The organism is Shewanella scandinavica, assembly GCF_031932065.1.
GTDB lineage: Bacteria > Pseudomonadota > Gammaproteobacteria > Enterobacterales > Shewanellaceae > Shewanella > Shewanella baltica.
This window is the reverse complement of the sequence record NZ_JAUOES010000012.1, coordinates 95,447-113,433: the sequence shown is the minus strand read 5'-3', so window position 1 is coordinate 113,433 and position 17,987 is coordinate 95,447. Positions and strand designations below refer to the sequence as shown.

At 47.7% G+C, this 17,987-nt stretch carries 14 protein-coding genes; 5 read left to right on the top strand and 9 right to left on the bottom strand.

The genetic code is table 11. The features are described 5' to 3' along the window. Positions 1-78: 78 nt before the first annotated feature. Positions 79-1,557: a cell envelope integrity protein CreD gene (gene creD, locus Q4Q50_RS12515; protein WP_311899563.1), complete on the top strand. Its 1,479-nt coding sequence runs from the start codon at positions 79-81 to the stop codon at positions 1,555-1,557. Between the two features lie 124 nt (positions 1,558-1,681). Beyond that, positions 1,682-2,464, top strand: coding sequence for a phosphatase PAP2 family protein (locus Q4Q50_RS12510; RefSeq protein WP_311899562.1), 783 nt, complete (start codon positions 1,682-1,684; stop codon positions 2,462-2,464). 50 nt (positions 2,465-2,514) lie between these two features. Here Q4Q50_RS12510 and Q4Q50_RS12505 read toward each other — a convergent pair whose 3' ends face one another. Further along, a complete protein-coding gene (locus tag Q4Q50_RS12505; RefSeq protein ID WP_311899561.1) occupies positions 2,515-3,240 on the bottom strand; it encodes a substrate-binding periplasmic protein in 726 nt (241 codons plus the stop codon). Positions 3,241-3,432: 192 nt separating this feature from the next. Between Q4Q50_RS12505 and Q4Q50_RS12500 the strand changes: the two genes are divergently transcribed. Then, the gene (locus tag Q4Q50_RS12500) at positions 3,433-3,933 is read left to right on the top strand and encodes an Lrp/AsnC family transcriptional regulator (protein WP_006083449.1); all 501 of its coding nucleotides are present in this window, start codon (positions 3,433-3,435) and stop codon (positions 3,931-3,933) included. 368 nt (positions 3,934-4,301) lie between these two features. Beyond that, positions 4,302-5,666, top strand: coding sequence for a sodium-dependent transporter (locus Q4Q50_RS12495; protein ID WP_311899560.1), 1,365 nt, complete (start codon positions 4,302-4,304; stop codon positions 5,664-5,666). 237 nt (positions 5,667-5,903) lie between these two features. On the opposite strand, the gene Q4Q50_RS12490 is transcribed toward Q4Q50_RS12495, so the two are convergent. Next, positions 5,904-6,767: a Tim44 domain-containing protein gene (locus tag Q4Q50_RS12490; protein ID WP_311899558.1), complete on the bottom strand. Its 864-nt coding sequence runs from the start codon at positions 6,765-6,767 to the stop codon at positions 5,904-5,906. Between the two features lie 658 nt (positions 6,768-7,425). After that, positions 7,426-8,442: an IS110 family RNA-guided transposase gene (locus Q4Q50_RS12485; protein ID WP_311899556.1), complete on the bottom strand. Its 1,017-nt coding sequence runs from the start codon at positions 8,440-8,442 to the stop codon at positions 7,426-7,428. A gap of 409 nt (positions 8,443-8,851) precedes the next feature. On the opposite strand from Q4Q50_RS12485, the gene Q4Q50_RS12480 reads away from it, so the two are divergent. Continuing rightward, on the top strand, positions 8,852-9,880 hold the full coding sequence (locus Q4Q50_RS12480; protein WP_311899555.1) for a hypothetical protein: 1,029 nt from the start codon (positions 8,852-8,854) through the stop codon (positions 9,878-9,880). A 516-nt stretch (positions 9,881-10,396) separates the two neighbouring features. Here Q4Q50_RS12480 and Q4Q50_RS12475 read toward each other — a convergent pair. The 6 genes from Q4Q50_RS12475 to ilvG form a co-directional block, all read right to left on the bottom strand. After that, the gene (locus Q4Q50_RS12475) at positions 10,397-10,657 is read right to left on the bottom strand and encodes a hypothetical protein (RefSeq protein ID WP_311899554.1); all 261 of its coding nucleotides are present in this window, start codon (positions 10,655-10,657) and stop codon (positions 10,397-10,399) included. A gap of 34 nt (positions 10,658-10,691) precedes the next feature. Further along, complete coding sequence (locus tag Q4Q50_RS12470) at positions 10,692-11,825, bottom strand: pyridoxal-phosphate-dependent aminotransferase family protein (protein ID WP_311899553.1); 1,134 nt, start codon at positions 11,823-11,825, stop codon at positions 10,692-10,694. Between the two features lie 266 nt (positions 11,826-12,091). Continuing rightward, positions 12,092-13,687, bottom strand: a complete 1,596-nt coding sequence (ilvA, locus tag Q4Q50_RS12465) for a threonine ammonia-lyase, biosynthetic (protein WP_311899552.1) — start codon at positions 13,685-13,687, stop codon at positions 12,092-12,094. 1 nt (position 13,688) lies between these two features. Beyond that, entirely contained in the window at positions 13,689-15,563 is a 1,875-nt protein-coding gene (gene ilvD / locus Q4Q50_RS12460) for a dihydroxy-acid dehydratase (protein WP_311899551.1), read from the bottom strand. Positions 15,564-15,620: 57 nt separating this feature from the next. After that, positions 15,621-15,878: an acetolactate synthase 2 small subunit gene (gene ilvM / locus Q4Q50_RS12455; RefSeq protein WP_311899550.1), complete on the bottom strand. Its 258-nt coding sequence runs from the start codon at positions 15,876-15,878 to the stop codon at positions 15,621-15,623. Beyond that, positions 15,875-17,548 (bottom strand): acetolactate synthase 2 catalytic subunit, encoded by a 1,674-nt coding sequence (gene ilvG / locus Q4Q50_RS12450; protein ID WP_311899549.1) that lies wholly within the window; start codon positions 17,546-17,548, stop codon positions 15,875-15,877. Before ilvG ends, ilvM begins: the two co-directional genes overlap by 4 nt. Between the last annotated feature and the right edge of the window lie 439 nt (positions 17,549-17,987).

The following is a 17,987-nucleotide window of genomic DNA, read 5'->3' as shown; positions in this document are numbered from 1 at the left end:
ACCCGCCGTGATACCGAGCTAACTCAGCACAATCTTAGCGGTGAAGTCTCGGTCGTATTTCATAGGGAATGAAATCCAATGTTCAGTATTATTTTCTGGGTACTCACCCTACTTAGTTTGGCCTTATTTGGTGGTGCAGCCTACTTAGTCGTACGCGCACTGCTAAAAAAATTCAATCGAGATCAAGGAATAGACATGGAATCGCCACAGGCACAGTCCTCACACAGCAAAGGGACACCACTCGCCAAAAACACCACCCTATTGAAAGCGTTAACCATAGGCATACTGTCGATCTTAGCTTTGATCCCATTAGGGATCATCATGGACATGACCTCAGATCGCGAAGCCCTGTACCACAGTGTTGTCGATGAAATTGGCCGTTCATGGGGCGAGCAACAAACGCTCTCAGGACCTGTGCTTGTCATTCCCTATAGCTATTTTGTGATGCAGGAAGAAGTCAGCGCCGATGGCAAAAATCGCCATCAAGTAAAGCGTACCTATCAAGATGAATTGGTCATACTGCCGAAAAAACTCAAACTAGATTTAGATCTTAAGCATGATTTCCGTACCCGCGGCATTTATCAATCCTTAGTTTATAACGCCACTTTGCAAGGCAAAGCAGATTTCAGTTTAAGTCATTATGAAATCCCCAACCTCATTGCCTTTGACAATAAAAATGCGCGTCTCGCCTTTGGTGTCTCATCAAATCAAGCCATTGATAAAGTGGATAAACTTGAATTAACGGGTGATGCGGTCACGCTGTCAGGCTCGCTGATGTCGGGTACAGGTTTAGGCACCACTGGCGGCTTAGAAAAAGGCTTCAACCAAGGTGTACAAGTCGGTGAAGCGAGTGACTTTAGTGTGGACTTTGCGATGACACTGCGCGGCTCGCAGTCGATTAGTGCCTTACCACTGGGCGAACAAACCCTGCTTAATATTCATGCGGATTGGCCACACCCGAGCTTCAAGGGATTATTACCCGCAGAACGTGATATTAACGCACAGGGTTTTACCGCAAGTTGGAATATCAGTCACTTAACCCGTAACTACCCACAGGAGTTTATTAAGAGTAATCAATCGACCCTGACCGAAGTGTCGGCCAATGCGATTCTGTTCGAGCCCGTAACTCACTACGGCAAGATTGAACGCTCAGTGAAATACGGCCTACTGTTTATCGTACTGACTTTTATCATGTTATTTATTTTTGAGCTGGGGCAAAAAACCAGTCTTAGTACGATTCAATATGTGTTAGTCGGCAGCGCCATGGCCTTGTTCTATTTGCTCCTGCTGTCGCTATCTGAGCATTTAGCCTTCTTGCATGCCTATTTAATTGCCGCCTGTATTCCTGTGCTATCGGTATCCGCCTATGTCGGCAGCGCCACGGCAAGTATCAAGCGCGGTGCGATAGTGGGCATTATGCTGGTGAGTTTATATGCCGTGCTTTACTCGATACTGCAACTGGAAGATTACGCCCTGCTGATGGGCACAGGATTACTGTTAGTTGTCCTACTGATTTTGATGTTTGTCACAAGGCATCAACCCAAGAACACGGCGTAACAGCGCCCAACCGATCCACCCTTGAAGACCCCCGACAGCGCCACTTTTTGCTGTCGGGATTTTTTTTGATTGGCAAAGCCATTGCCGCGTTGTAGCCTATGGCGTTTATCAAGAGGCTTATATTTTGACCCATAGCGCCTATCTTTTCCGCCGTTTAGGCTTTGCTTGGTTATTGCTGGCAAGCATTCCTGGCTTACTGTTACTGACCCAGAATCAGCTGTTCCCACTGATCGATCTGCACTCTCACTTAGCCCGAACTTTATATTGGATTACCATGACGGGCACAGCACCCTATGGCGTAGCCACTGTGTTGTTTGTGCTGGCTATCGCCTATCGTCTTATGCCTAAAGCTCTCTTTATGAATTTGTTTTTAGCTATAGGTCTCAGCCAAGTCATTAGCTTAAGTGTGAGCCATACGCTCAAATCCTATTTCAAAGAGCCCAGACCTAATCTGGTCTTTTTGGCTGAGCAAGCACTGCCTACGAACGAGCAGCTTTCACTCGATGCCTTTTATCAATTGGATAAACAGGGGCGCTCCGAGACAATATCCAATGCGCTCGATGGCTTAAAAGTGGCAGAGCCTGAGATCAGGCTCGATTCGCGCATCCACCAGCATTGGGAAAATGAAATCGGTTATTCCTTCCCCTCTGGACATACCATTTTTGCTGTGACGCTCGTGCTCACCGCCAGTTACTATCTGCTGCTCGCAGGCTTACCTAGCCTTGTAATAGCATTATGGAGCTGGGGATTATTGATGGGATTAAGCCGCATGCTATTAGGAATGCACTGGCCACAAGATGTGCTGTTTTCGACCTTTTTAGCCGCCTTCATCAGCTGCTTGAGCGTGTTCTTAGTCAGTAAGCTGCGTCCACTCCCGCAAGCGCTCGTGAACAAGCCCAAACCCTAACCTCTGTTGTTGATCACCTCAACCGAGTCCCTCCAAATACTTAGGCCTAGCTAAGCACTGCCTAAGTATTTGGCCACTAAGGCCTGATAAACTCCATTAGCCTTAATTTTTGCCAACCCTTGATTAAACGTGTCCCGCGCGACTGAGTTATGGAACACCATGCGATAGGATGTCGGAGGGAAAATAAAGTGATAGCTCAATGCTTGCTGGGTGTCGATATTGGGTTCAACAAACCGATTCAATTGGGTAAAGATATAACGGTCGGCAATCACAGTATTAATCCGGCCTAAGTACAACATACGATTCTGGCTTAATTGAGTATCAACTTCGCGATATATCGTCTGTTGCGCTACAGCATTAAATTCAGCGCCGAGCAACAAGCGAGCATTTTCAAAGGCTGCGATACTGTAGTTTTTAAGATCGGCAATGGTTTTTATTTCAAGGTGTTGCGCAGCCAAGCTAATCGCCACATTGGTATAGTCGACATAATCATTAGACCAATAACCATCAACACCATTTGCGGGATTCATGGTCATCACAGCATCTAATCTGTCTTTGTTGAAATATAAGACTTGGCGCTTACGAGAGTAAAATTTAAAGTTAACTGACTGGCCCATTTCCTTAAAGGCGGCCTTAATAATATCAATCTCAAGTCCCGATTCGGCATCTTCGATAATATAGGGTGGGCGATTTAACGCACTACCAATGGTTATCGAGGCAGGAAATGCATACGTCGGTAAGATTAATAGGCAGATTAACAGCAAACTCAAGCGCATACAGTGTCTCACTCTTATTAGTATTATAACTATAGCGGTAAATGGTGGGAGATCCAGACAGCGCGCCCCTCACCCACAGTCAGTAAGGGTGATCACTCTCCCAACTTTTAAATCCTGATTTACTCAAGATTTTTGGCAAACTTGGCTAAGGCTGGCAAACTAGGGGCTGACCCAGCTAACCCTAAGCTTTCGATGACAGAAACTCACCCATACAAACTCGATCAACTCGATTTAACCATTTTGCGTTTACTGCAAACCCACGGCAGATTATCCAACCTCGAACTGGCCAATAAAGTCGGCCTATCGCCGTCCCCTTGCTCGCGCCGTGTTAAAGCCCTAGAAGAAGCGGGCTATATTGCCGATTATGCTACGCGTCTGTCGGCGGATAAGTTCAACCTGCATTTGACTGCGTATATCCATGTGCGGATGGAAAAACACACGCCTGCAATCCTCAATCAATTTGAAGCCAATGTACTGGCCTACGAAGAAGTCCAAGAATGCGCGCTGATCACAGGTTCAGAAGCCGACTACCAACTCAAAGTATTAGTGCAAGATATGGCGCACTTTCGCACTTTCCTGTTAGATAAACTCACGACCAATGTGCATATCGCAGGTGTGCATTCCAGCTTTGTGTTGAAAAAGGTCAAGGACCACACGGCCATTCCCTTAAGCCATATCACCATTCAACCATAGGCTATGTAAAAGATACGGCGTTCAAACACAAAGTGCTGCGACATGACTCAGACTTATCCAGTCACTATCGTGACTCAAGTAAAGTCATAGCATCAAAATACCCACTAAGTTTCTGCCATACGGTATTTTTTGACCATAAGATCACAATTCATTGCATTTTTATCATCGCAATTATTCGCTAAAGTGAGGTCGCGAGTTGTCGTCACTCGCAATATAGTCTCGCATAAAGCCTACTGGCGAAACACAACACCAAAATATCAGCAAAATGAGAATATAAATTGCCGATTAACATCATTTTAACGCACTGAAATTGCGTTGAACTTCTTATTTATCCGCCTAAGATACGCCTTCTTTTTACGGGAGGCACAATGCAATCGGCCAATACAAGTTCGACTAACCACTTCAGCTCACGCTTAGGTTTTATCATGGCGGCAGCCGGTAGCGCCGTTGGTGTAGGTAACATCTGGGGATTCCCCACCCAAGCAGCCACCCATGGCGGCGGTGCCTTTTTACTGGTTTACCTGGTACTGATTTTCATCCTAGGCATTCCCATGTTAATGGCCGAACTCATGATAGGTCGCCACGGACAGACCAACCCCGCCGATGCCATGGGCAAACTCGGCTTCAACTCGCTTACCCGCGGTTTAGGCAAGGCGATAGGTTTGATTTCCATCGTCACCGCGGGATTGATCTATACCTTCTACAGCATTCTTTCTGGCTGGTTTGTCAGCTACGCCATCGCCCCGATTGCCACAGCCTTTGGTTCGAACGATACCGCCGCTTGGTTAGTGGATTTCTCGCTGTCACGTAATCTGGTGTTCACGCTGATCTTCAGCACACTCGTGTTTCTGGTATTGCTGCAAGGCGTGCAAGACGGCATAGAAAAATGGTCGAAACGCTTGATGCCGCTACTGTTGATCATGCTGATCGCGGGCGTGGCGTATATCTTCACCCTTAATGGCGCGAGCGAAGGCATTACCGCACTATTAACGCCTAACTTTGCTAAGGCACTGGCGCCAGATACCTTGATCAGCGCACTCGGACAAACCTTCTTCTCCCTCACCATAGGCACAGGTGCCATGATGGTTTATGGCAGCTATTTGAGCCAAAAAGAGAATATCGCCAAGCTGACCGTCTGGGTTGCCTTTACCGATAGTGGCATCGCCTTTCTCGCCGCTTTCTTGATTATCCCAGCCATGTATGTGGCCCAGCACAATGGCGTGGAGATTTTTAACGCCGAGGGTAAATTACTCGACTCAGATGCGCTGGTGTTTACTGTTTTACCCGCCTTATTTTCGACCTTAGGAGACACCGCCAACCTCATCATTAGCGTGGTGTTCTTTATTCTGCTAATCATCGCCGGCCTAACTTCTGCCATTTCCATCGCCGAAGTCCCGACTAGCTATGTGATGCAAAAATTCGGACTCAGCCGCCAGCGCGCCACCTTGATCATCGGCCTATTGCTGACTTCATTATCCCTATTACTGGCGGTATTTTTTGAGACGTTATTTAGCTTCACTATTATGCTCACCACCCAAATCGCCCAGCCGCTGGTCGCCCTCGGCATTGCGATTTACTTAGGTTGGATTTGGCGCCAAACACAATTACTCAAGGTGATTCGTGGACAAGAGGGTGTTAATACCACAGGACTCTTCTGGCGCATTTGGCCAAGGTACGTGAAGTATGTGTGCCCAGTACTGATCATCGCGATCGCCATCAGGCAATTTGTGTAACCCTTTAAAAAGCAAAAATCCCCGCTAAGTGCGGGGATTTTTTATTTAGCAATGGATGATCTAATTAACTTTTTAAAATCATCAAAGCCTTACAGCCACCAATAGTCAATGCGATGACAGCTGTATCCTTTCATCTATCAATAACGTTGAACTACTGAAGGGAGGCTGGATTTGAACGAAAGGGGGGATATAAACGGCAGCCTTAAGAGATTAAGGCTGCTTTTGAAGACGGGCAGATTACTGTTCGATACCAACGATCAACCAAGGTGAATTGGCTTGCGTTACGTTACGCTCTAAATGCCAGATTTCCTTAATGTCCTCTTCTACGCCTTCAACGGTATCGCGATAGCAGCCGCTAAATTTAACACTCACTTCCGCAAGATTTGCATTGTGTGTGGCGCGGACAAGTTCAGCATCCAAAAACATCACTTCAGTGTGCTGATCGCCAACTAACTCGCGACGTTGGTTGCTAAGTTCATTGTAAAGATCAATCGAAACATACTCTTGGATTTTGCTTAAGTCGTTTTCATTCCACGCCAATTGCAAGGTTTTGTAGTGGCTACGCGCACCTTCCAAAAAGCTTGGTAAATCAAAACCTGCAGGCAAATCAAAAGGAACTGCGCTTGTCGCTTGACCAAAACCATTGCTGCCGCTGTTTGTATTGGTGGCAAAACCTGTTTGTTCAGCCTGTTGACGCTGCATATTCGGATTGGGTTGGCCAGCACCCGCGTAGGCTGGTCTTTGCTGCGCCCCCGCTTTTGAGGCCATTACAGTACGGACAATTTTGAATAGTACGAATGCCAGCAAACCGATTATCAAAATATCCATGATTTGAATATTTTCAAAACCACCGCCCATAAACAACGCAGCCAATAAGCCACCTGCTAATAAACCGCCTAACATGCCGCCCATCATACCTTTCTTGCCCGGCGCTCCCGCTGGTGCCGTAGTAGGTGTGTTGGTCGCCGCTGGTTGAGCCGGAGCGGTTTGGTGACTCTTGCCAATAGATTTACTACCGCCAAACTTTTTCGCTTCTGCGACTGGACTAGCAACCAAGCTAACCGCAAAAATCATCGCAAACATAATTAATAACTTTTTCATTTATAAGATCTTTGTTTATATAACCTGTGGTGTCGGCATCATAGCGGGATGACATTATATGTCAACTATGAAAAAGCGGCAGCTGATTGTCTTGTGCATATTTAGTGAGTTCCGATTAAGCATTGTCATTCCCTACAGGAATCTGCCCCCCTCTTACAAAAATGTACTCTGTAAATTTAACTATGATCAGCTCGTTAATTAATTTTTTTAGCTAAGTCAAAGTCGTGGGTCTTCAACCCACACCCGACCAAGAGGGGATCAACAGCAATTCCCTCTTGGATCTCCCTTGCCGCCCTATCGAAGTTGCATGCATTAGATACTAGCCTTGGTCTTATGGACAAATTGCTATCGCTTCCGATGGTACATCCTGTACCCCGAAAGCTAGCCGGTCATATATGGACCCATCCAGTTTGCAAGACATTCGATAGCGATTTTGAGAAGAGTTCATTGCACCCATATATCCGGCCTGTTATTGAGGTATGCCTCTGGCCCTGATAGATATCTGCTTCTACTGTCCTTATCATCCTTGCGGCTTCGTAATGAGCCTATGCCCGACTAAGGTTTTCAGTAGATCAGTCTGACTGTCTCATCATCAAATCAAGTGTCTTAGCAACTTGCTGGTTGGTTAATTATTAACGTTTATTGAATCTATTCAGCACTATACTGGAAGTCGATATTCTTCGTCATGCGCCGCGATAACCCATGCCATTCTCGCGAGTTTATTAGCGACGGCTACACAGGCTCGGTTAAAACCTCGGCGTTCTGCTAACTGGATTGCCCAGCAGCTAAATTTATCCTGTTTATGACAACTGTGTTGCAACACGGCTCTGGCGCCGTGGATGAACAGGGTGCGTAAATACGCATTTCCCCGTTTGCTTATCCCAAGGAGGTTATCTTTACCTCCACTGCTGTGTTGCTTGGGAACTAAGCCACACCAAGCTGAAAAGTGCCTGCCATTAGTGAAGTCTTTACCATCACCTGCGGCGGCATAAAAGGCGGTAGCGGTGACTGGGCCAATACCTGGGATAGTTTCTAAACGCTGGCAAATCACATTGTTTTTAGTTTCAGTGAGCACTTGTGCATCACAACCCTTAAGCCGTTTTTCTATATCACTAAACTCTTCATATAACTGATAAAAAATGGCCCGACCTTTGGTGGTCAGCGCATTGGTTTCATCCGCTAAAAAATCTGGGAACTGTACTTTAAAAGCTGATTTACTCTTGGCTATCACGATGCCGTATTCTGCTAACATGCCTCGCACTTGGTTGATTAAGGCAGTTGATTGTTTGTTTAAACGCTCACGCATACGGTGAAGCAGTTGCACATCTTGCTGCTCGACGCTTTTGGGTTTTACAAACCGCATGTTGGGTCGCTGCGCAGCTTCAGCGATGGCTAGCGCATCGTTGTAGTCATTTTTATTACCTTGCCGAAAAGGCACCACAAATTGAGGTGCGATTAGCTTGACGTTATGGCCCAACAGCTCAAATTCTCTGGCCCAGTAATTTGCTCCACCACAGGCTTCCATCACAATTAGGCACGGCTCAATTTGAGCAAGAAAGGGAAGCAAGTCCTTGCGTCTAAGCATTTTCTTTTTGATTAACTTGCCTGCTTTATCGACACCAACAGCATGAAAAACAGACTTTGCGATATCTAAACCAATTGTAGTAATCTTCATAAGTGGACCCGTCCTCTTTCTGATGAGTTTTAGCGACTACATCGTGGCCCATTGTGAGGCCGATTAAAAGTGGATGGGTCCATTCCATTATCCATGACCGGACTCACGCAATTTATTCCAACGCCCCGCGGCAACTTCGCAGGGGAAGGTCAACTCCTGTTACTACAGAGCGAACTATTAATCCCCAAAGATCTATGCCTGTCTTATCTTGCTTGTTGCTAACACCGTGATGACCATATATGTCCCATTTTTTGCCCTAGGGTTAACATTCTTATCGTATTATCCCGCCAAAAGATGTGTCTTCACTTTCTCGCATTGCAACTTTAGTTTGACTGCTATATTAAATAGTTGATAATTCTATATAAGTTAAGATTAAATACATATATTGGCTCAATGAGCGGAGTTTCATGTGAAAATACGTGTTTTTATTATCGTAGTGTGCCTACTTGTGATTTTAGCTGTCTTCGTGCCTTACATTTCAGTATTCTTTAGTAGACCGCTTAGTCAAAATCCCTCAGATTGGGGAAGTTTTGGATCATACCTATCAGGAACACTGGGTACAATGCTTACGATATGCAGTATCGCTGCACTTTTTCTTGTCTCAAAATATCAGAATGAGCTTTCAATAAGACAAGTACAAAACGAGATTGAAGTATTAAGAAATCAAACAAACATTGAGCGGGAATTAAAGTTATTTAATGATATTTATCAAAAAATAATGAATATACAAGCATTGGAGATGAGTTCTGAATTAATATTTCAAGACTTTAAACTTATTCCATATTTACAATTAACCAATCCGTCTATTGGAAAGGCGCAAGTTATTAACAAAGGCGAACTCGTAATACTACAATTTGATTCAGGGAAGATTATGGAACTTCCTAAATCAACATCTTTCATAGGTTTACTCAATACATATATATCAATATTAAACCATGATGAAATAAAGTCACAAATTAAAAAACCTGAAAATGGTATGTATTCATTCTTAAATCACATATTACCCAACATACAAACACTTTCAGCTCAAATAACATTGCTTACCATATCCGCTGATAGACTTACCTCTTTAGGCTTTAACTCCTCATTGTTGAGGTCTAAGTTCACAGATATATCTAGCATAGCTACAATCTTAAGAGATATTGGTATTCTACAAATCGAAGTATATCAATTATCCTCGTTATATTGGAGTATCCCTGAACATACAGCGAGGGTGTTCTATCCTCCTGCTGATATTAAACAGCGATTATTTGACTTTGCAAAACAACAATTCGTAGAAGATGACTTAGGGACCATCGAACAGTGGAAGCTAGATTTAAACTTCATTGAAGGTGTTACAGGAGTAGGCATAGTTGAGTACAAACTAGAAAATGATGATATATGTTATAGTTATCGTGCAGACAAGAATTCACTAACTAAAAAGACAAACCATAATTAAATATCAGGACATATATGGTCACCTCGGGGTTAGCAACAAAAGATGGGACAGTCATAATTCTTTTGGGACTAACAGCCGACACTGAAATCACAGAAGTTCACCATCCCCTCGGAGTTGCCGCAGGGCATTTGCGTTCGTTGCGTGAGCGAGGCATGGAAGCCGAGATAGCGTCAGTCGAATCAGGGACGAGCGTCTGACGCGATAGCATAAGAACGCTAAATGCCCAAGGGGCTTTCAACTCCGTTAGGGGCGTCTTGGAGAATCCAAGGAGGATAGGACGAGCAGTCCTCCTTGGTCGGGTGTGGGGTGAAGCCCCACGACTTTGATTCACCTCGGCCGTAAGGCCGCAAGTATGTTTAATCAAATACAACTTTAAAACCGAGACCCCTCTACAGCCCGCGGAACATTATTCTGGATGAGTTCAGAAAATATCAGCTAAGGGCAACCAGCTGAAAAGTATAAATCCCCGCATTACGGGGATTTATAAACTATCAAAGACAGCTAAAACTAACTAAGTTACAAACACTTTCCATCCGATGAGTCATCGGAAGAAAGTGCTCGGCTAATGCTGCCGAAGATAGCGGTTAAAATCCCGATGCCCACATCCATCTGCCGGGCATTGCTATCATCACCGCTGGCCTCGCGTTGACTCTGATTACCTGCTGTACCTCGCACAAAATCACAACTGGCATTGCTCATATTGAAGGAGGCACAACCGCTTAAGATCAGTATCAAACCGCCAATCAATAAACGTGAGCTAACTAAGCGCAAACTCACTCTGCGTAACATCCTTATACGCGAAACAGACATACTAATTCAGCACCTCTTCTAGGGCGCGCAAACAGAGCGCGACATTCTCGCGGCGGGCGCCAAAGCCCATTAGACCGATACGCCATGCTTTACCCGCAAGGGCGCCAAGGCCTGCGCCGATTTCGAGGTTGTAATCCTTCAGCAAACGAGTGCGCACTGCGGCATCATCCACACCTGCGGGGATATAAACCGTATTCAGCTGCGGTAGGCGATAATCTTCGGCAACCACAAAATTAAGCCCTAACTTTTCCAGCCCAGCACGCAGCACTAAATGCATTTCGTGATGGCGTTGCCACGCATTCTCTAAGCCTTCGGCCGCCAAAATACGCAGAGATTCATGCAGTGCATACAGGGCATTCACTGGCGCAGTGTGATGATAACTGCGTTTGCCGCCCGCGCTGGTCCAATAGGCCATCACTAGACTTTGATCGAGGAACCAACTTTGCACCGGGGTTTTACGATTCTTGAGTTTTTCTACCGCTGCGCTCGAGAAAGACACGGGCGATAAACCCGGTACACAGGAGAGGCACTTTTGACTGCCGGAATAAATGGCATCTATGCCCCATTCATCGACTCTTAACTCGACACCGCCAAGGGAAGTCACGGCATCGACGATTGATAAGCAGCCGTATTGTTTAGCTAATGCACACAAGGTTTTGGCATCGGACAAAGCACCAGTAGAGGTTTCGGCGTGCACAAAGGCTAAAAACTTGGCATCGGGATTGGCTTTAAGCGCCGCTTCCACCGCAGCAGGGTCGACAGGTGCGCCCCACTCATTGTCCACCAGCACTGCAATGGCGCCAACGCGCTCGACGTTTTGGCGCATACGCTCACCAAACACACCGTTACGACAGACAATAACTTTCTCACCCGGCTCGACTAAATTAACGAAACAGGTTTCCATGCCCGCACTGCCCGGCGCAGAGACCGCCATAGTCATTTCGTTTTTAGTTTGGAAGGCGTATTGGATCAGGCTCTTAAGCTCATCCATCATGCCGACAAACAGCGGATCTAAGTGGCCAATTGTCGGTCTGGACTGCGCCGCAAGCACTTCGGGATAAACATCCGACGGGCCAGGGCCCATCAAAATACGGCGAGGAGGATTAAAAGCGGTAAAACGCGGTGCTGGTAACATCATGTCTCCTTAATGCGTGCAGGTCGAGGTCTCGTTGTTATTCGTTAGCCGTTCTGTTTTAAGAAACTGCCAGTTAATCGTTAACGGGTTAAGTCAGTAACTAAACTGTGACGTATTAATCGGCGGCTAGAGTATTAAGTCTACAAAACTACCACAAAAAAGGGCGCATGTGCGCCCCTCCTTTAGCCTAACTTTGACTTAACTTGTGCCTAACTTTGCCTAACATGTCATCGCGTCGATCACAGCTATGTGCATCACAGCGAACGCTATAAGACTTTGTTGCCGTTACCCGCATTTAAAAACAGCTGATAGGCAGGACTTTGAGTTTCCTCTTGATAGACAAAACCCAGTTCAGTTAAAAACTGTTGGAACGGCAAGGCATCACTCGCGGGCACTTCAAACCCCGCCAGTACTCGGCCAAAGGCCGCGCCGTGGTTACGATAATGGAACAGACTAATGTTCCATTTGCTCTGCAAGGTAGTTAAAAACTTCAGCAGCGCACCGGGATGTTCAGGGAATTCGAAGCTAAACAAACGCTCTTCTAAAGGTTCAGGTGGATGACCGCCGACCATATAGCGCACATGCAATTTCGCGGTTTCATCGCCGGATAAATCCTGCACTTCAAAATCGTTAGCCTCTAAGGTAGCGATGATTTGTTCAAGCTCGCCTTGGCCTCTGCTTAGGCGAATGCCAGCAAACACCACGGCCAGATCGCGACTGCTGAAACGATAGTTGAACTCTGTCATCACCCGCTTATCGAGTAACTCACAGAATTTTAAGAAACTTCCCGGACGTTCAGGGACTTTCACTGCCAGTACTGCTTCTTTTTGCTCACCGAGTTCGCAGCGTTCAGACACATAACGCAGGCTGTGGAAATTCACATTCGCGCCACTCAAAATCGCGGCGACTTTCTCGCCTTTACCGCTGTTGCCACTGGCATTGGCGCTGACATATTTTTTAAGCCCAGCCAAGGACAAAGCCCCAGCGGGTTCAGCAATCGCACGGGTATCTTCGAAGATATCTTTCACCGCAGCGCAGATTTCATCCGAGGTGACAGTCACTACTTCATCGACATACAGTTTGGCGACTCGAAATGGCTCAGTGCCAATACGCTTTACCGCCACGCCGTCGGCAAATAAACCAACTTGCGCCAGTGTCACCGGCTCGCCCGCTTCCATCGCCGCCTTTAAACAGGCGGCATCTTCAGGCTCGACGCCGACAATTTTTACCTGCGGCATCACCGCCTTGTAATAGGCTGCGATACCCGCGATTAAACCGCCGCCGCCCACGGGCACAAATACCACTTCGAGATCGCGCTGCTGCTGCAACATCTCTTGGGCGATAGTGCCTTGGCCTGCGATCACTGCTTCATCATCAAAGGGCGCGATATAGACTCGGCCCTCTTCTTTAGCCATCGCCATCGCATAGCCATTGGCTTGATCGAAGGCTTGGCCGTGCAATACCACGTTGCCACCTAAACGGCGCACCGCATCGACTTTAATATCGGGCGTCGTCTCAGGCATCACAATTACAGCATCCACGCCGCGACTCGCCGCCGACATCGCCACACCCTGAGCATGATTGCCTGCCGAAGCACACACCACACCGCGCTGACATTCTTCTTTCGTCAGCTGGGCGATACGGTTATAGGCACCGCGTAACTTGAAGGAATGCACTGGCTGCATATCTTCGCGCTTCAAAAATACCTGACAACCTAAACGCGCCGATAACTTGTTCATGCTTGAAAGCGGCGTCACTTTCGCTATGTCATACACAGATGACAACAGGATTTTTTGCAGATAGCTTTGTGCCAACTGAAAATGTGCTAAATCCGTCCGAGCTTGCGATGCAAGTGGCAACATATTAGTCCTCCAGTTTACTGCGATCGCGCACCGCGCCCTTATCGGCACTGGTGGCGAGCATGGCGTAGGCCTTAAGCGCGAGTGATACATAACGTTGGCGACCGATAGGTTTCCACGCCATTGGGCCAAGACTGTGCATTTTTTCGCGGCGAGCATTGAGTTCAACATCACTTACTGCCAACTTGATACTGCGCTTTGGTATATCAATTTCGATGCGATCGCCATTTTCAATCAAGGCGATTGTGCCACCCGCAGCCGCTTCGGGTGAGACGTGGCCGATAGATAAACCTGAAGTGCCACCGGAGAAACGACCGTCGGTTATCAGCGCACAGGCTTTACCTAAGCCACGTGATTTTAAGTAACTGGTTGGGTACAACATTTCTTGCATACCCGGGCCGCCTTTCGGGCCTTCGTAACGGATAACAACCACATCACCCGCCACCACTTCGCCACCTAAAATACCCGCCACTGCGTCATCTTGGCTTTCATAGACGCGCGCCGAGCCAATAAAGGTTAGATTCGATTCATCCACGCCCGCCGTTTTAACGATACAGCCGTTTTCGGCCACATTGCCCGACAATACGGCAAGACCGCCCTCTTGGCTAAAGGCAAACTCGCGGCTACGGATACAGCCTTCTTGTCTGTCGTTATCCAGTGACGGCCAGCGACAATCTTGGCTAAAGGCTTTAGTGGTCGGGATGCCCGCTGGCCCCGCCATAAAGAAGTGTTTTACTTTTTCATCTTGCGTCTGCATCACATCGTACTGGGCCAATACCGATTTCAAGGTCCCGCTGCCCGGCGTGCCGTCATTGTCGGCCGCCACATGGAACACATCGGTATGCAGTAATCCAGCTCTGTCGAGTTCGCCTAAAATCCCCATCACGCCGCCCGCACGGTGCACGTCTTCCATATGGTATTTAGGCGTCGATGGCGCAACCTTACAAAGGTGCGGCACCAGGCGCGACATACGGTCGATATCCGCCATGGTAAAATCAACATCGGCTTCCTGCGCGGCGGCCAATAAATGCAATACGGTGTTAGATGAACCGCCCATGGCGATATCTAAGGTCATAGCATTTTCGAAGGCTTTAAAGTTCGCGATATTACGTGGTAATGCTGATTCATCATCTTGATGATAATAACGTTTTGCCAGCGCCATCACGCGGCGACCCGCTTCTAAAAACAGCTCGCGGCGATCGGCGTGGGTTGCCAACATAGAGCCGTTACCCGGCAGCGATAATCCTAGGGCTTCGGTTAAACAGTTCATTGAGTTGGCGGTAAACATGCCCGAGCAAGAACCGCAGGTTGGGCACGCGCTACGCTCAATTTTGGCACTGTATTCATCGCTCACATTCGAGTCGGCGCCCGCCACCATAGCATCGACTAAATCAAGTTTGATGAGCTTATCCGACAACTTAGTTTTACCCGCTTCCATCGGTCCGCCAGACACAAATACGACGGGAATATTGAGGCGCAGCGCCGCCATCAACATGCCGGGGGTGATCTTGTCGCAGTTGGATATACACACTAACGCATCGGCGCAGTGGGCGTTAACCATGTATTCCACACTGTCGGCGATAAGCTCGCGCGATGGCAGACTGTACAGCATGCCGCCGTGGCCCATGGCGATACCGTCATCGACGGCGATCGTATTGAATTCTTTTGCGATACCGCCCGCTTCCTCGATGGCGCTTGCAACGAGTGAGCCCATGTCTTTTAAGTGCACGTGGCCCGGTACAAACTGAGTAAAGGAGTTAGAAATAGCGATAATTGGCTTACCAAAATCATTGTCTTTCACCCCTGTGGCGCGCCATAACGCGCGGGCACCCGCCATATTGCGGCCTTCGGTACTGGTAGCTGATCGTAACTTTGGCATTGACTGTATCCTTTATCTCAAATCGAAAATCGTATTCTTAATTCTTATGGCGCAGGCTTACGCATTCGCCCTTTGTTGCAAGCTCAGTGGTAACAATACCTTACATTGAGTCACATCAATCAGTTTATTCAGCTGATTACTTAAGAGTTCGATGGCACGTTCGCTATCGACCTCCATATCCAGCGACAGGCTCGCATCGTCGTTCATGCGCATCTGCATTTGGGTAATCGTAAAGCCGCGATGGCGAGTCACGCGCAAAACACGCTCAAGCACTTCGGGGCGTTGTTGAACCGTTAATTCCAGAGAGTGGATCATGTTTGTTTCTCCATTTCGTCCATCATATCGCTGTTTGATGCACCGGGGGGCACCAGTGGCCAAACGTTAAAAGCATCGTCGATTGCAACGTGTAACAAATACGGGCCCTTAGCCGCTAACATTTCGGTTAAGGCTTCTTCCACTTCGTCGGAAGAAAAAATAGTGCGGCCGGGAATATCAAAAGCAGAGGCCAATAAGACAAAATCAGGGTTATCGGATAAATCCGTTTCACTGTAGCGCTCTTCAAAAAATAGCTGTTGCCACTGCTTCACCATGCCAAGCTTTTGGTTATCAACCAGCACGATTTTCACCGGCAGCTTACGGCGTTTGATGGTGGTCAGCTCCTGCACATTCATCATAAAAGAACCATCGCCAGAGACAGTCACCACTGTCGCATCGGGACGGGCCACTTGCGCACCAATGGCGGCGGGTAAGCCAAAACCCATAGTGCCTAAGCCCGCGCTGGACAGGTGATCTTCAGGGCGGCGGAACCACATATGCTGGGCCACCCACATTTGGTGCTGGCCCACATCGCAACAAACAACATTGTCCTCGGGTAACTTATTGGCTAAACGGCGCAGCAGCGCAGGGGCGTAAATCAAACTGCCGGGGTGTTGATAATCCCATTGATGCTTACGACATAAATGCTCCACTTCAGCCTGCCAAGGCGTAATGTTCATCGACATGGCTAAGGTGGGGAGGATTTGGCGTAAGTCACCGGCGATTGCCACCTCTGGCATACGTAACTTGCCCAGCTCAGCGGCGTCTATGTCTAAATGGATCACTTTGGCCTTGTCGGCAAAGCTCGCTAAACGGCCGGTGACTCTGTCGTCGAAACGGGCGCCCACCACGATCAGCAAATCACAATCCTGTACCGCTAAGTTAGCCGCCTTGCCACCATGCATGCCTAACATGCCTAAGTAACCGGGCGTGCCGTGGGCGATACTGCCAAGCCCTTTCAAGGTTGCGACCGAAGGTATGCCCGTCACTTTGATAAACTCACGCAGTTGATCGACCGCGCCCGCCATGCCCACACCGCCGCCGACATACAACATAGGTTGTTTCGCTTCAGCCAGCAGTGCACGAGCAGCCTCGATATCACTCATCTCGGCTTGGGGTTCGTTGGTGACGGCCAGCAAAGGTGTACGGTATTCGAGGTGAGCGAGTTGGATATCCTTCGGGATATCGACCAACACAGGACCAGGGCGGCCGGATGCGGCGATCTCAAAAGCTTGATATAAGGTTGGGATAAGATCGTTGATGTTTGTCACCATAAAACTGTGCTTAGTGCAGCTCAGTGACATGCCCAGCACATCGATTTCTTGAAACGCATCTGTGCCGATAACGGCGGTGGAGACTTGGCCTGTGATAGCCACGATAGGCACTGAATCTAACAGCGCGTCGGCTAAGGAAGTGATCAGGTTAGTCGCGCCAGGGCCTGATGTCGCAAAGCACACGCCGGTTTTACCGCTGGCTCTTGCGTATCCTACGGCAGCAAAGGCCGCGCCTTGTTCGTGACGGCTTAAGAGATGTTCAACAGGGCTTCCATAGAGGGCATCGTATATTGGCATAATGGCACCACCTGGGTAACCAAACACTGTGGTGACTCCATGTGCTGCTAAAACTTTGATTACCGCGTCTGCACCTCTGATCATCTGCCCTGGTTCCATATTCTCTCTCGCTACGTTAGTCCTGAATTGCCGAAAATCGACGCTAATTTTTTACTCTTTCGAAATCTTTACTCTTTCGAAGCTTAGAACCTTGCTCTAGGCCCTGAAACGAAGAACCCCCCGGTCCTTTCGGAGCGGGGGGTTCTTTCGAAACTTTTAACCTTTTAGGTCTATCAGTTCGCCATGCGCCGCCCCCGCTGTGATTTAATAATCACGACGGTAATAATCACGAGAATGAGCTTGGCAGCTTGGTTAAACATCAATATGGATTCCTAATCGGTGTTTCTAAAATTTGGGTATTGAATGAAAGTTAGTATCGCTTTGGACTTTGCCCTAGAGCGAGCTATTAGCTTTACCATAAAGCAACGGCCAAACACAATAAAAAATATCTTTTGTCAAAAAAAATTCAGCTTCCCTGCCGAGACAATGCAAAACAACA